This window comes from Nonomuraea sp. NPDC049378 (genome assembly GCF_055586745.1).
In genome coordinates this window covers 118784-132497 of record NZ_JBVJHP010000010.1, presented here as the reverse complement: position 1 = coordinate 132497, position 13714 = coordinate 118784, and the positions used below count along the sequence as shown (strand labels likewise).

Genomic DNA, 13714 nt, shown 5'->3' with positions numbered 1-13714 from the left:
CCGGCCACGGTCGCGCGCCGGCCTCGGGCTACCGCTTCTCCGCCATGACGACGGTCACGGTGTTCGGCTCGCCGTCCCGCTGGTAGGTGATCTGCACCCGCTGGCCGACCGTGAAGCCACGGACCTGCCCGACGACCGTGTCGCCGCCCGTGACCGGCGTGTCGCCGATCTTGGTGAGGAGGTCGCCCTGCTTCAGTCCCGCCTTGTCGGCCGGGCTGCCCGGGACCACCTGCCGGATCAGCGCGCCGGCCACCTGGCCCGTCGCGTCGGTGACGCTCACCCCCAGGTACGCGTGGCTCACCTTGCCCTTGCTGATGAGCTGCTCGGATACCTGTTTGGCGGTGTTCACCGGGATGGCGAAGCCCAGGTTGACCCCTTCGGGAGCGACGGCGCTGTTGATGCCGACCAGCTCGCCGGCGGCGTTGACCAGGGCGCCGCCGGAGTTGCCGGGGTTGATCGCCGCGTCGGTCTGGATCATGCCGCCGAGCGTGGTCGTCCCGCTCTCCTGCTCCTGCCCGCCCATGCCCGGAGGCGGCTGCCGTCCGTCCGGACCGTTCCCGGCGGTCACGGTACGGTCCAGCGCGCTGACGATGCCCGCCGTCACCGTGCCGTCGAGGCCGAGCGGGCTCCCGATGGCCAGGACGTCGTCACCGACCTTGAGCTGGTCGCTGTCGCCCAGCGTGGCTCTGGCCAGCCCGGTCACGCCTTCGGCGCGGATGACGGCGAGGTCGGTGGCCGGGTCGGTGCCCACCACGCCGGCCTGGGCGGTCCTGCCGTCGCTGAACTTCACCGCCAGGCGATCCTGCCCGGCCACGACGTGGTTGTTGGTGAGGATCAGCCCGTCCGCCGACAGCACCACCCCGGAGCCTCCGGCGGTCTGGCCCTGGATCATCACCACGGACGGCTGCACGAGTTCGGCGACCTGCGCGACCGTGTACGGGGCGGAAGCCGTACGGAACACCGGGTTGGGGCCGGCGACGGTGGCGGTCGCGGCCGGCCGGCCGGCCGCGACCAGGTGCGCTCCCACGGCGCCGCCTCCGAGCGCCGCCCCCGCGAGGGTGATCAACGCCGCCAGCGCCAGTCCGGTGGCCACCTTGCCGGTGAGGACGATCCCCGCCCGCCGCTGCGGGGCGGGAAGGGGAGCGGGAGGAGGCGGGGGCGGGAACCCGGGCGGGATGAACATCGGGCCCGGCGGGTGGAAGCCCTCACGGGTGGGCTGCGTGTCGCCGACCTGGTTCCGGCCGTAGGAGCCATGCTCGCGAGGCGGGTTGGTGTCCATCAGATCCTCCCGAGGGGACCGTCGTCTTGAGGCGACGGGTGAATCGGGAGCGGGAGGGCCGTCAAGGCCCGAGTGTGCCCTGACCGGTCGGGTCTGCGCATCACGGATGTCCTTCCTGATTTTGTCGGCGGCAGCCGGTAGCGTGGCGGTGTCGTTACGAAACGTGATGGGGGGGTGGGGTGTGCGCAGGTCGTTCCGGTTCCTGTTGCGCCCCACCGCCCGGCAGGCGGCGGCGCTGGCGGCGTGCCTGGAGGACCACCGGCAGCTGTACAACGCCGCTCTGGAGCACCGGCGCACCGCCTATGCCAGGGCGGGGGTGAGCGTCCGGTACGGCGATCAGTCGGCCGAGCTGAAACACATCCGCGCCGGTGATGCGGACGGGCAGGCGCGTTGGTCGTTCTCCTCCCAGCAGGCCACCCTGCGACGGCTCGACAAGGCGTTCGCCGCGTTCTTCACGCGGGTCCGCGCGGGTCGCACCCCGGGCTTCCCCCGGTTCAAGGGGCGCGGCCGGTTCGACACCGTCGAGTGGCCCAAGGACGGCGACGGCTGCCGGTGGAACTCCCAGCCCGGCCACCCCACCGCCACCTACATGCGCCTCCAGGGGGTCGGGCACGTCCGCGTCCACCAGCACCGGCCCGTGCGCGGCCAGGTGAAGACGATCAGCGTCACGCGTGAAGGCTCGCGCTGGTTCGTGGTCCTGTCGTGCGACGACGTGCCCGCCGAGCCGCTGCCCGCCACCGGCGCGGTGGCCGGGATCGACATGGGCGTGGCCTCGCTCGTCACCACCTCCGACGGACAGCATCTGACTAACTCCCGTCACCTGGCCGCGTCCGCTGACCGGCTGGCCGCCGCGCAGCGGGCTCTGGCCCGCAAGGAACGGGGTTCCAAGCGGCGGCGCAAGGCGGTGGCCCGCGTGGCCGCGTTGCACGCCAGGGTGCGCAGGCAACGTCTGGACGGCGCGCACAAGGCCGCGCTCGCCCTGGTCCGCGCCTATGATGTGATCGTGCACGAGGACCTGCGGATCGCGAACATGACCCGCTCGGCGTCCGGCACGGTCGAAGTCCCCGGCCGGAATGTGGCGCAGAAGTCCGGCCTCAACCGGAGCATCCTGGACGCTGGCTGGGGGGTGTTCCTGACGATCCTGTCGTACAAGGCTGAAAGCGCCGGTCGCAAGCTGATCGCGGTGAACCCCGCCGGCACCTCCCGCACCTGCGCCCGCTGCGGGCACAGCGCGAAGGAGAACCGCGTCACCCAGGCCGCGTTCGCCTGTACGGCGTGCGGTCATACCGCGCACGCCGACGTCAACGCGGCCAAGAACATTCTCAGGGCAGGGCTTGCCCTTCGCGAACCTGCGGAAGCGGCTTAGCGAGAAGCCGCCTCCTTCAGGGGGCGGAGGAGTCACGACGTCTCCTCGGGTCAGTCGAGCGGAGGCAGCCAGGCACGTTCGCTCCAAGCACGCGTGCGCCGGTCTGGTGAGGTTCATGGAACACCCGCGCGTGTTTCATCCCTGTTAGCTCGGCGGCGGAAGGAGCCGTTCCGGCACCTGGCCCGCGGCAGGCGGCGCCGGGCTAGTGGCGCGCGAGGGCCGGGCTAGCGGGATCGTGAAACATCCGGTTCGTGGATCTCCTGCGCGTCGCGTGACAGGTCCTGACCGGGACCGCGTCCGCTGTGTCACGGGGATCCGCACGTTGCTCACGGACAGGCCGGGGGAGGGCGTGTTGCAGTACTTGGTCGCCGTGCTGGCCGGGGTCGGGACGCCGTGAGGCGGGCGTTCCTCGCGGCGGCTTGCGGGCTCGCGGGTCTGGCCCTGCTGGCCGTACGGCTGCGCGCGACGTACATGGTGATCCGCGTCCACGGCAACAGCATGGCCCCGTCGCTGACCGACGGGGACCGGCTCCTGTCCCGGCGCACGCGTCTCGCGGCGCTGCGCACCGGGCAGATCGCCGTCGTCCTGAGCCCTCACCCGATCGGCAGCAAATATCTGATCAAGCGTATCGCCGCCCTGCCCGGCGACCCGGTCCCGGAGCACGTGCGCGAGGCCGTCGACGACGACGTCGTCCCCGCCGGCAGGTTCGTCCTGATCGGTGACAACACCGAGGCCAGCTTCGACTCACGGGAGCACGGCTTCTTCCACGCCGACGATCTCCATGCCGTCACCATCAGGAAGCTGGTGGCGCGGCATGGCCGTTGAGGGGGTGCGCCTGACCGCCTCCGCGCGCGAGGCGGCGGCAACCGCGTGGAGCGCCGCCGCCGTTCCCGCGATCGGGTACGCGGTCACGCTGCTGGGCACGGCTGCGGCGCCGGTCGCGGCGGCCTGGCTGACCAAGCTGGTCATCGACGGCCTCACCGGGGCGGCCTCCCTGGCCGAGCTGCTGGGCCTGGCCGCAGGGCTGGCCGGCATCGGCGTCGCCGCCGCGGTCCTGCCGCACTGGTCGGGGTATCTCGGCAACCAGGTCGGCCGGGCCATGGTGGCCGCCACGACGGACCGGCTCTTCGCGGCCACGGCACGGTTCCCCGGGCTGCGGCCCTTCGAGGATCCGCGCTTCCTCGACCGGCTGCGCCTGGCCCAGGAGGGGGCGTCGAGGGCCGACAGCATCGTCACCGAGTCGTTCGGCCTGGTGCGCTCAGCCGTCACCGTGATCGGCTTCGTCGGGGCCGTGCTCGTGATCAGCCCGGCCATGACGCTGATCGTGTTGTGCGCCGCCGTGCCGGCGCTCGTCGCGCAGCTGAAGCTGTCACGCCAGCGTACGACGATGATGTGGGAGATCGGCCCGGCGGAGCGACGGCAGCTCTTCTACAGCAACCTGCTCAGCACGATCGAGGCGGCCAAGGAGATCAGGCTCTTCAACACCGGCGGATTCCTGCGCGGCCGCCTCATGGCGGAGTTGTCGACGGCTCATGAGGGCAGGCGGCGGATGGACCGCAAGGAGCTGTCGGCGGAGGGCGTGCTCGCCCTGCTGTCCGCCGTGGTGGCCGGGGGCGGGCTCGTCTGGGCCATCGCCGCGGCCCGGTCGGGCGCGCTCACCGTCGGGGACGTGTCGATGTTCACCGCCGCCGTCGTCGCCGTCCAGGGCGGGCTCAACACCCTGGTCACCGGCATCGCGATCGCCGATCACAACCTGCGGCTCTTCGGCCACTACGTGGCGGTGGTCAGGGCCGAGCCGGACCTCGTCGTGCCGGCCGAACCCGCGCCGCTGCCGCCGCTGCGGCGCGGGATCGAGCTGCGCGACGTGTGGTTCCGCTACAGCGACGACCATCCCTGGATCCTGCGCGGCGTCGACCTGTTCATCCCGTACGGCGCGGCCGTCGCGCTGGTCGGGCTCAACGGCGCCGGCAAGAGCACGCTCGTCAAGCTGCTCTGCCGCTTCTACGACCCGAGCCGGGGAACGATCCTCTGGGACGGGGTCGACCTGCGCGACGTCCGGCCGGACGCGCTGCGGGATCGGATCAGCGGCGTCTTCCAGGACCACATGACCTACGACTTCTCCGCCCGCGACAACATCGGCGTGGGAGACGTCGGCGCCCGTGACGACCTGGACCGGATCCGCGCCGCCGCGCGGAGGGCAGGGGTGGACGAGCTGCTCGCGTCCCTTCCCCGCGGCTACGACACGCTGCTCACCCGGATGTTCACCAGCGAGGAGGACCGCGAGGACTCCTCGACCGGGGTCGTGCTCTCGGGCGGGCAGTGGCAGCGAACCGCCCTGGCCAGAGCCTTCCTCCGCGACGGACGGGACCTGATGATCCTCGACGAGCCGAGCTCGGGTCTCGATCCGGAGGCCGAGGCGGACGTGCACGCCCGGATGCGCCGGCACCGCGCGGGCCAGACGAGCCTGCTCATCTCCCACCGGCTGAACACCGTGCGGGACGCCGACCTGATCGTCGTCCTGGAGGACGGGGTCGTCGCCGAGCGGGGAGACCACGACGACCTCATGGCGGTGGACGGCACGTACGCCCGCTTCTTCCGCCTGCAAGCCCGCGGTTATCACGAGATGGCTCTCGATGAAACCGCGCCCAGTGACTGCGAGGCAGCGAAGGAGGTGAGAACAGAATGCTGGACAGGCTCATCGACCGGTTGATCCCGACGGTCAAGGCCGCCGCGGCGTGCAGTCCGGTGTGCGTGCAGGTCAGCTACGACCCGAACACGGGGTGTTACAAGATGAGGTGCTACAACACCGACTGCAGCTACCGCTTGGTCACCCTGTGCGAATAGTCACCGGAGAGAAGGTGGGACGTATGAAGCTCATCACCGATCTGGCGGACCGGATCGTCGCCGCGGTCGTACCGACCGGCGACGCGCAGGCCGCCTGCACGGCACGTTGCATCCTCGACCACACGACCTGTACGGGCAGCATCTGCTGCTCCGTCTTCAAGTGCTGGAGGAGCGACTGCTCGGTCTACCACAGGAAGCAGTGCGCGTAGGCGGGTGAAGGGATCCTCCGGCAGGCTCCGGTCAGGGAGGCTCCGCCTTCCGGGGGATGAGGCGTGCGGCTGAAGGGCCCGAGGCAGGACTCTTCGGCCGCACGGTCCTGCGCGCCGATCAGCGCCGGTGGCGACGGCGACGGCGATGGCTTGAGGAGTCGTCGTTGTCCGGGTACGGTGTCGGCACGCTGAGGCGGGGCAAGGACAGGATCCTGGCTGCGGTCAGGCGGCTCGGCGTTCTCATGTGGCTGCTCCTAACGTGGTGGAGCGATCGGCGCGGCTGCGGGTGCAACCTCGACATGGGGAGCTACCCAGGGCGCGAATGCGACAATCTGCGCAAAACGGACTCCAGGGCCAGGCTTTGACGCCCCAAAACGCTCGCTCCGCCACCGACCCCGCCCGCGGCGAAGGGCCCGGATCGGGTTGCCTATCATCGGCGGTCGGACACCGGGGCAGGCGGCAGGAGGTCGAGGATGGAGCCCACCGGCACGCTGGCGGAGGCCGACTGGAACGCGCACCGGCCCGCCGTCTTCGGGGCGGCCTACCGGATCCTGGGCACCGTCGCCGAGGCGGAGGACGTGACGCAGGAGGTCTGGCTGCGCGCCTCCGCCGCCGCCCTGTCCGAGGTGCGGGACCTGCGGGCCTGGCTGGTGACGCTGGCAGCCCGTACGTCCTACAACGTGCTGCGCTCGGCCCGCGTCCGGCGCGAGTCCTACGTCGGGCCCTGGCTGCCCGAACCGCTGCTGACCGGTCCCGACGCCGCCGCCCGGATCGTCATGGACGAGTCGGTGAGCACCGCGATGCTGGTGGTCATGGAGCGGCTGACCCCCGCCGAGCGCGTCGCCCTGGTGCTGCACGACGTCTTCGACTTCCCGTTCGACCGGATCGCCGAGGTGCTCGGCAACACCTCCGCGGCCAGCCGCAAGCTCGCCTCCCGCGCGCGGGCACGGGTCGCCGTCGTCAAGGAGCGGCCCCGGGCGTCCAGGGCCGAGACCGAACGCGTGCTCAGGGCGTTCAAGGCGGCCGCCGACGCGGGGGACATGGCCGCGCTCGTCGCGCTGCTGGCTCCAGAGGCCGTCTACGTCGGTGACGGTGGCGGCAAGGCGACCGCCGCGCGCAGGCCGGTGCGGGGTGCCGAGACGATCGCCCTGCTGGCGGTCAGGCAGATCCGGATCAGGCGTCCCGACGCGTTCGAGATCATCGAGGTGAACGGCTATCCGGCCCTGGCGACCTACCAGGGCGGCGAGCTGGTCTGGCTCGACACCCTGGAGGTCGCCGACGGCCGGATCACGGTCTTCCGGAGACTGGCCAATCCGGAGAAACTTCCCCGCATCGGTCACATCTGAGCCCGCCGTCTTGTCTCCCTGCCGCCCCCGGACATCTCCGGGGGGCGAAGGCTGAGAGAGGACATGGACGATGGCACACGTGGTGATCATCGGAGGCGGTTTCGCGGGCGTGTGGAGCGCGGCGGGAGCGGCGCTGGCACGTGGAGACGCGGATCTGCGCATCACGCTCATCGCGCCGGGCGAGCACCTGGTGTTGCGGCCCCGCCTGTACGAGCCGGAGCCGGACCTGGCCAAGGTGGAGCTGCGCGGCATCCTCGACCCGATCGGCGTCCGGCACCTGCGCGCCTCGGTGAGCACGATCGACACCGGCCGCCGGGTGGTGGTGGCCGACGGCGAGGAGATCGGCTATGACCGCCTGGTGCTGGCGGCGGGCAGCAAGCTCGTACGGCCCCAGGGCCTGCCCGGCGTCGAACGGCTCTTCGACATCGACACCCTGGAGGGGGCCCGGCGGCTCACCGGCCACCTGCGCGGACGGGAGGACTACTCGGCCGTGGTCGTGGGCGCCGGCTTCACCGGCCTGGAAGCGGCGACCGCACTGGCCGCCGGAGGCCGGGTCCTGCTGGTGGACCGGTCAGAGGTGGTCGCGGACCAGCTCGGCCCGGGCCCGCGCGAGGAGATCGAGGCGGCGCTGGACCAGCTGGGCGTCGAACGCCGGCTCGGCACGACGGTGACCGAGGTCGGCGACGGCTACGCCGTCCTCTCCGACGGCGCCAAGGTCGAGGCGGACGCGGTGGTCTGGTCGGTGGGCATGCGGGCGAGCGAGCTCACCCGGCAGATCTCCGACCGGCTCGACCACCTCGGCCGGGTGCCGGTGGACCGGCGCCTGCGCGCCCTTCCCGAGGTGTTCGCCGCCGGCGACACGGCCGCGGCGGCGTTCGACGCCGAGCACGTGGTCATGCAGGCCTGCCAGCACGCCACCCCCATGGGCAAGATCGCCGGGTACAACGCCGCTGCCGACCTGCTCGGACTGCCGCTGCGCGACTTCACCGCCGGGCCCTACGTCACCTGCCTGGACCTGGGCGCCGCCGGCGGGGTCTTCACCAGGGGCTGGGACCGCAAGGTGATGGCCTCGGGCGCCGCGGCCAAGGAGGTCAAGCTGCTGATCAACCAGTGGATCCATCCGCCGGTCGACGATGCCGCGCAGATCCTCGCCGCCGCCGGCCGTGTCCTCATCGAGCTGCCCTTCTTCCCCCGGGACGAGGAGCGGACGGCCGCCGCCGTGTAGCCCGGCGCGGAACCTCGGCTGGTCAGATCGGGCAGGGGCAGCCCGCGATCCTGCCCGACCGGTTCCGACTGCGGCGAGCGCGTGGCTGACCTCTCATGCCGGCGCTGCATCCATCCGGCCGCCGGTCAGCAGGGCGGCGCCGAGGGGCGTGACGGTGTGGACCACGTTTCCGCCGGACCTGCGGCTGACGATGAGCCCCGCCTCGCGCAGCACCTGGGTGTGCTGGCTCACGCCGGAGGGTGAGATCCCATGGTGGCGGGCCAGCTCTCCCGTGGTCACCCCCGCGACGGTGGACTTCAGTATGGCGGCCCTGGTGGGGCCGAGCAGCCGAGCGTTGGGGCTCTCGGACGGCTTCCTCGGCGTGGCCGGCGGGCGGTCCCGCTCGATCGGGTATACCAGCACCTGCGGTAGCTCCGGGTCGGCCAGCGCCACGGGCGCGCCCCAGCAGAAGTACGACGGAATCAGCACCAGCCCGCGCCCGTCGAGGTGCACGTCCCGGTGGACCGGGTGGTCCATGCTCAGTACGGGTGGCCGCCACCGGATGACCGGGCTGAAGCTCGCCAGCATGCGGCCGACCCCGCCGTCCAGGTACGCGCGCCCGCGCCTGGCCCGATCGGCGTCCACCATCGCCTGGATCTCGACCCAGTAGGGAGCGATGGCGGCATCGAAGTAGCCGCGCAGCCCGTCGCGCAGGTCATGGAAGGCGTCCATGCGGCCGTCGGCCAGGCCCCACGCCCATGACGGCGTGCCCGTCCGCCTCGCCAGCTTGTCCAGTTCCCTGCGCAGCAGCGGGCGCGGCGTGCTCAGCACGGCGTCGACCCCCGCGTCCAGCCCGTGCACGCCGGCGGGTGGCGTGAGGAAGTCGGGAAAGTACGACGCATGAGCGGGGAAGAGCGGGCCCAGGACGCACCGTACGGTGGCCAGGTTGTCCGACCTGGCCAGCTCTTGGCGGGTCCGGCGGCGCCACGTGGCGAACGCTCCTTTACCTCTGCGCCCCGCCAGCCGGAACATGCTGAGCGCGATCTCCCACAGCGGATCGGCTGTCGCGACTCGCGTACGGGCGAGGTCTTCGCTGGTGAAAAGGATCCGTAACATCGATCGTGGCCACCTTCCCGCTGTTCATCCCGGTCAAGCTGGGCTTTTAAGCCAGGACTGCAATGCCTGGACCTGCCGTGGGGCCTTGGAGGACGATTATCGGCCAACGGGGGCGAAGTGGGTAAAAGGGTGGGCGCGCATGGCGTTGAGATTCCAGCTTCTCGGGCAGGTCAGGGCCACCGTGGACGGGAAGGTGCTCCATCTCGGGCACCGCCAGCGCGGGCTGCTCGCGCTCATGTTGCTGCGTGCCAACGACACGGTGACCGTGGAGCGTCTGGTCGAGTTCTGCTTCTCCGGGCCGGTCCCGTCACCGGCGCGCCAGATCCGGAACACGGTGGGGCGGCTGCGCAGGGCGCTGGCCGCGGCCGGCTGCCCCGACGTGATCAGAACCATGCCCGGCGGCTACCTCCTGGAGGCCGGACCCGACACGCTCGACCTGCTGGAATGGGTCGCGCACGTGGAGGCGGGCCGCCAGGCGGCGGCGCAGGGCAGGGACCGGGACGCCGCCACGTCACTGCGACGCGGGCTGGCGTTGTGGCGGGGGCCGCTCCTGTCCGGGGTCGACTTCGTCGGTGTCGAGGCCGAGGTGGCCGCCATCGACGACGGCCGCAGGGCTGTGCTCGAGGAGTGCCTGGAGCTTGAGCTGCGGCTCGGCCGCCACCGAGAGCTGGTGGCCGAGCTGGCCGCGCTTACCGACGAGCATCCGCTCAGGGAGCCCCTGTGGGCGCTGCGCATGCTCGCCCTCTACCGGTGCGGGGCCAAGGCGGAGGCGCTGACCGTCTACCGCGAGGCCCGTGCGGCGTTCACGGATGAGCTCGGCCTCGAGCCAGGCCCGCGGCTGAAGGGAATGGAGCAGGCCATCCTCACCGATGACCCCGCCCTCGACCTGCGTGCGGAACCCTGCCCGAGACAGCTTCCCACCGACGTGCCGGACTTCACCGGGCGTGAGACAACGACATCAGAGCTGGCGGCGGTCCTGCTGCCGGAGTCCACGTCCGCCGTGGTGCCGGTCGCGATCGTCACGGGCAAGGCGGGGGTAGGCAAGACCACGCTTGCCGTGCACGTCGCGCACCGCATATGTGAGCGCTTCTCCGGCGGTCAGCTCTTCGCCCGGCTGCGCGCCCTACCTGACCGGCGGGTGGAGCCAGGAGAGGTGCTCGCGAACTTGCTGCGGGCCCTCGGCGAACCGGTGCAGGACCTGCCGGGAGGCGTGGAGGAGCGGGCGGCCAGGTTCAGGGAGTGCATCGCAGGGCGGCGGGTGCTGGTGGTGCTGGACGACGCGCTCGACGAAGCCCAGGTACGTCCCCTTCTCCCAGGTGACGCGGGGTGCGGGGTGCTGATCACCGCCAGGTCGCGGCTGGCCGGTCTGCCCGTTGCGGGCCGGGTGGAGCTGGCGGAGCTGGAGCCTGCCCAGTCCGTACGATTCCTGAACAGCGTCGCAGGGGCCGACCGGCTGCAGGCGGAGCCGGAGGCCACCGCCCAGCTCGCCCGGCTCTGCGGAAACCTCCCGCTGGCCCTCAGGATCGCCGGTGCCAGGCTCGCCAGCCGGCCACACTGGCGGGTCGGCCACATGGTGGAGCGGCTCAGAGACGAACGCCGCAGGCTCGACGAGCTCGCGCACGGTGACTTGGAGGTCCGCAGCAGCATCGCGCTGTCCACCGAGGGCCTGGACCCCGCCGCTCTCCGGTTGCTGTCCGCCCTCGCCCAGGCCGACACCTCTGAGATCCCCGGCTGGGTGGCCCTGGCCGCGAACGGCACGCAAGACCTCGTCGACAGCCTGGTCGACTCCCAGTTGCTCCAGGTGGCCGGGGACATGCGCTACCGCCTCCACGACCTGGTCCGCATCTACGCCCGCGAAGTCAGCCAGGCGGACGTCACACGGGTGCTGGGCGGCTGGTTGGCGCTGGTGGACCGTGCGCACCGCGCGACCCAGGGCGGCGACTACACCGTCGTGCACGGAGCGGCTCCCCGCTGGAACCCCCCTGGCATGGACATCGTCGACACCGACCCTTTGTCCTGGTATGAGATCGAACGCGCGAACATCGTGGCCGCCGTCCGCCAGGCCGCCGCGCTCGGCCTCGACGAGCTCTGCTGGGACCTGGCCGTGACCGCGGTGTCGCTGTTCCAGACCCGCGGCCACTATGACGACTGGGAGGAGACACATCGCGTCGCGCTCCTCGCCACGCGCGCGGCGGGCAACACACGAGGCTCGGCCGCCCTGCTCGCCGGGATGGGCCTGCTGGAGGCGTACCGGCACCGTTACGGACCGGCTACCGCAGCCGTCACGGAGGCCCTGCGTCTGTTCGAGCGCTGCGATGACCGGCACGGCTGGGCGCTCGCGCGCGCGGTGGCGGCCTTCACAGCGGGCATGAAGGGCCTGTACGGCGAGGCGATCGAGCAGTGCGAGACCGCGCTGCGCGCGATCCGCGAGGTGGGCGACGCGGGTGCGGAGATCCTCGTGCTCAGGCTGCTCGGGCAGCTCCTCATGGACGTCGGCCACCTCGACTCGGCCCGCCCCTACCTGCACGAGGCGCTCACCGCGAGCATGGCGCTGGACCGGCGCGCCCATCCTGAGGTCGTCTACCGGATCGGCGAACTGCTGCTCGGCTCCGACCGGCTCGACGAGGCCGAGCAGGCGTTCACCGACCTGCTCAGCACAGTGGAGGGCCTCGGCGACCTGCGGGGCGAGGCGTTCGCCCGCTACGGTCTCGGCTACCTCGAGATCGAGCGGGGTCGGCACGCCATCGGTGAAGAATTCCTCCGTCAGGCCATCGAGCTGGCGAGCGCCGTGGACGAGCCGCTGGTCGAGGCCAAGGCGTGGCTGGCGCTCGGCGCGGCCAGCAGGGCGCGAGGCGAGCACGAGATCGCGCTGCACCGGCTCGGCCGGGCGCACCGGCTTGCGATCTCGATCGACTCCCCCATCTGGGAGGCGCGCGCACTGCACCAGCTGGCCGAGGTGCACAGCGAGCGCGGCGCCAAGGCCGCGGCGGCGTCCGCCCAGGCGCGGGCCCGCGAGCTGCTGGCCGTCATCGGGGCCGTGAACCCCGACATCAGCGCGGGCGTCCCCGCCCGGCTCCGCTCTCGGGGACATGCCGGACGAGGTGACCCGCTGCTGGCCGGTCACGACGCTTGACGGGGGCTCGGTTCCTCCCTGCTCTGTCCTTCATCCTTATGCCGGATCTATGACAGGGCGTCACTACGTTCCCGTGCCATGCGAAAGTTCTTACTCATCGTCGGTGTCCTGGCGGCCTGCGCGATCGCCGTGCCCGCCGAGGCCGGCGCCCGTCCCGACTTCCAGATGCCGTTCCTCTGCGGGGAGAAATGGCGCTTCGACACCTGGGGCCACTACCCGGCGCTCGACATGGTGAAGGAGCCGCAGAGCGCGACCGATGGCGCCAAGCTCATCGCACCCGCCGCCGGCACCGTGATCAAGTCGTACTTCGGCAGGGGCGGTGGCCACATGCTGAAGATCGATCACGGGGGCGGCTGGTTCACCGCCTACCTGCACCTCAAGTACCGCTCGGTCGAGGTGGGCGACCGGGTGCAACAGGGGGATCCGCTCGGCGCGGTCGGCGGCACCGGCTCCAACGGCAACACCCCTCACCTGCACTTCGAGACGTGGTTCGACAAGAACGGCGACGGCAAGACCGGTATGGGCGCGCCAGGCGACGAGCGGGTGCAGACCGTCTTCAACGGTGTGCCGTACGGCAGTAAGAACGGGCAGACCTACCGTAACGTCGTCAGCCGCAACTGCGGCGCCGGCAGCAACCGTATTCCCGACGTGAGCGGCGACGGCTACGCCGACCTGCTCGCTGTCAAGGCCGACGGGTCGCTCCACTACTTCCCCAACAACTTCAACAGCTCGCGCCAGGCCCCGTACGGCGACAGCAGGAATGTCGGGGCGGGCTGGGCCACGATGAAACACGCCGCGATCGGCGACGTCAACGGCGACGGCTTCGCCGACATCCTCGCGGTCAAGGCCGACGGCACGCTCCACTACTACGGCAACAACATCAAGTCCTCCCCCACGGCGCCTTTCGGCAATGGCTATCAGGTCGGTTCCGGGTGGGCGGAGGTGAAGCATGTGGCCGTTGGTGATGTCAACGGTGACGGGTTCGCGGACGTTCTTGCGGTGAAGTCGGATGGGTCGTTGCAGTATTTCGGTAACAACTTCAGGGTGTCGCCGAGGGCGCCTTTCGGGAGTGGTTATCAGGTCGGTTCGGGGTGGGCCGGGATGAAACACGTCAGCTCTGCTGATGTCAACGGTGACGGGTTCGCGGACGTTCTTGCGGTGAAGTCGGATGGGTCGTTGCAGTATTTCGGTAACAACTTCAGGGTGTCGCCGAGGGC

General features: G+C 71.2%; 11 protein-coding genes. 9 read left to right on the top strand and 2 right to left on the bottom strand.

What is annotated here, in order from left to right; all coding sequences use genetic code 11:
- Positions 1-28: 28 nt before the first annotated feature.
- On the bottom strand, positions 29-1279 hold the full coding sequence (locus ACZ6SA_RS22635; RefSeq protein WP_465830130.1) for a S1C family serine protease: 1251 nt from the start codon (positions 1277-1279) through the stop codon (positions 29-31).
- Positions 1280-1460: 181 nt separating this feature from the next.
- Here ACZ6SA_RS22635 and ACZ6SA_RS22630 point away from each other — a divergent pair, with 181 nt between their 5' ends.
- The 7 genes from ACZ6SA_RS22630 (at position 1461) to ACZ6SA_RS22600 (ending at position 8269) form a co-directional block, all read left to right on the top strand.
- Entirely contained in the window at positions 1461-2645 is a 1185-nt protein-coding gene (locus ACZ6SA_RS22630) for an RNA-guided endonuclease InsQ/TnpB family protein (protein WP_465830128.1), read from the top strand.
- Between the two features lie 393 nt (positions 2646-3038).
- The gene (locus ACZ6SA_RS22625) at positions 3039-3470 is read left to right on the top strand and encodes a S26 family signal peptidase (RefSeq protein ID WP_347643487.1); all 432 of its coding nucleotides are present in this window, start codon (positions 3039-3041) and stop codon (positions 3468-3470) included.
- Positions 3460-5355, top strand: a complete 1896-nt coding sequence (locus ACZ6SA_RS22620) for an ABC transporter ATP-binding protein (RefSeq protein ID WP_347643488.1) — start codon at positions 3460-3462, stop codon at positions 5353-5355. The genes ACZ6SA_RS22625 and ACZ6SA_RS22620 overlap by 11 nt, the downstream gene beginning before the upstream one ends.
- Positions 5328-5489, top strand: coding sequence for a hypothetical protein (locus ACZ6SA_RS22615; protein ID WP_347643489.1), 162 nt, complete (start codon positions 5328-5330; stop codon positions 5487-5489). The genes ACZ6SA_RS22620 and ACZ6SA_RS22615 overlap by 28 nt, the downstream gene beginning before the upstream one ends.
- Positions 5490-5512: 23 nt before the next feature.
- The gene (locus tag ACZ6SA_RS22610; RefSeq protein ID WP_347643490.1) at positions 5513-5698 is read left to right on the top strand and encodes a hypothetical protein; all 186 of its coding nucleotides are present in this window, start codon (positions 5513-5515) and stop codon (positions 5696-5698) included.
- A gap of 473 nt (positions 5699-6171) precedes the next feature.
- Positions 6172-7044 (top strand): RNA polymerase sigma factor SigJ, encoded by an 873-nt coding sequence (gene sigJ / locus ACZ6SA_RS22605; RefSeq protein WP_465830124.1) that lies wholly within the window; start codon positions 6172-6174, stop codon positions 7042-7044.
- 70 nt (positions 7045-7114) lie between these two features.
- On the top strand, positions 7115-8269 hold the full coding sequence (locus tag ACZ6SA_RS22600) for an NAD(P)/FAD-dependent oxidoreductase (protein WP_347643492.1): 1155 nt from the start codon (positions 7115-7117) through the stop codon (positions 8267-8269).
- 93 nt (positions 8270-8362) lie between these two features.
- Here the strand turns inward: ACZ6SA_RS22600 and ACZ6SA_RS22595 are convergent, their stop codons facing one another.
- Complete coding sequence (locus ACZ6SA_RS22595) at positions 8363-9364, bottom strand: ArsR/SmtB family transcription factor (protein WP_465830122.1); 1002 nt, start codon at positions 9362-9364, stop codon at positions 8363-8365.
- A gap of 139 nt (positions 9365-9503) precedes the next feature.
- Between ACZ6SA_RS22595 and ACZ6SA_RS22590 the strand changes: the two genes are divergently transcribed.
- On the top strand, positions 9504-12497 hold the full coding sequence (locus ACZ6SA_RS22590) for an AfsR/SARP family transcriptional regulator (RefSeq protein ID WP_465830120.1): 2994 nt from the start codon (positions 9504-9506) through the stop codon (positions 12495-12497).
- Positions 12498-12575: 78 nt separating this feature from the next.
- The coding region (locus ACZ6SA_RS22585; protein WP_465830118.1) for an FG-GAP-like repeat-containing protein at positions 12576-13714 on the top strand (1139 nt) is incomplete at its 3' end.

Excerpts from the sequence above, each read along its gene's own strand:
- ACZ6SA_RS22600 (WP_347643492.1), top strand. The coding sequence starts at position 7,115 with ATGGCACACGTGGTGATCATCGGAGGCGGTTTCGCGGGCGTGTGGAGC.
- ACZ6SA_RS22590 (WP_465830120.1), top strand. The coding sequence starts at position 9,504 with ATGGCGTTGAGATTCCAGCTTCTCGGGCAGGTCAGGGCCACCGTGGAC.
- ACZ6SA_RS22620 (WP_347643488.1), top strand. The coding sequence starts at position 3,460 with ATGGCCGTTGAGGGGGTGCGCCTGACCGCCTCCGCGCGCGAGGCGGCG.
- ACZ6SA_RS22635 (WP_465830130.1), bottom strand. The coding sequence starts at position 1,279 with ATGGACACCAACCCGCCTCGCGAGCATGGCTCCTACGGCCGGAACCAG.
- ACZ6SA_RS22595 (WP_465830122.1), bottom strand. The coding sequence starts at position 9,364 with ATGTTACGGATCCTTTTCACCAGCGAAGACCTCGCCCGTACGCGAGTC.
- ACZ6SA_RS22615 (WP_347643489.1), top strand. The coding sequence starts at position 5,328 with ATGCTGGACAGGCTCATCGACCGGTTGATCCCGACGGTCAAGGCCGCC.
- ACZ6SA_RS22610 (WP_347643490.1), top strand. The coding sequence starts at position 5,513 with ATGAAGCTCATCACCGATCTGGCGGACCGGATCGTCGCCGCGGTCGTA.
- sigJ (WP_465830124.1), top strand. The coding sequence starts at position 6,172 with ATGGAGCCCACCGGCACGCTGGCGGAGGCCGACTGGAACGCGCACCGG.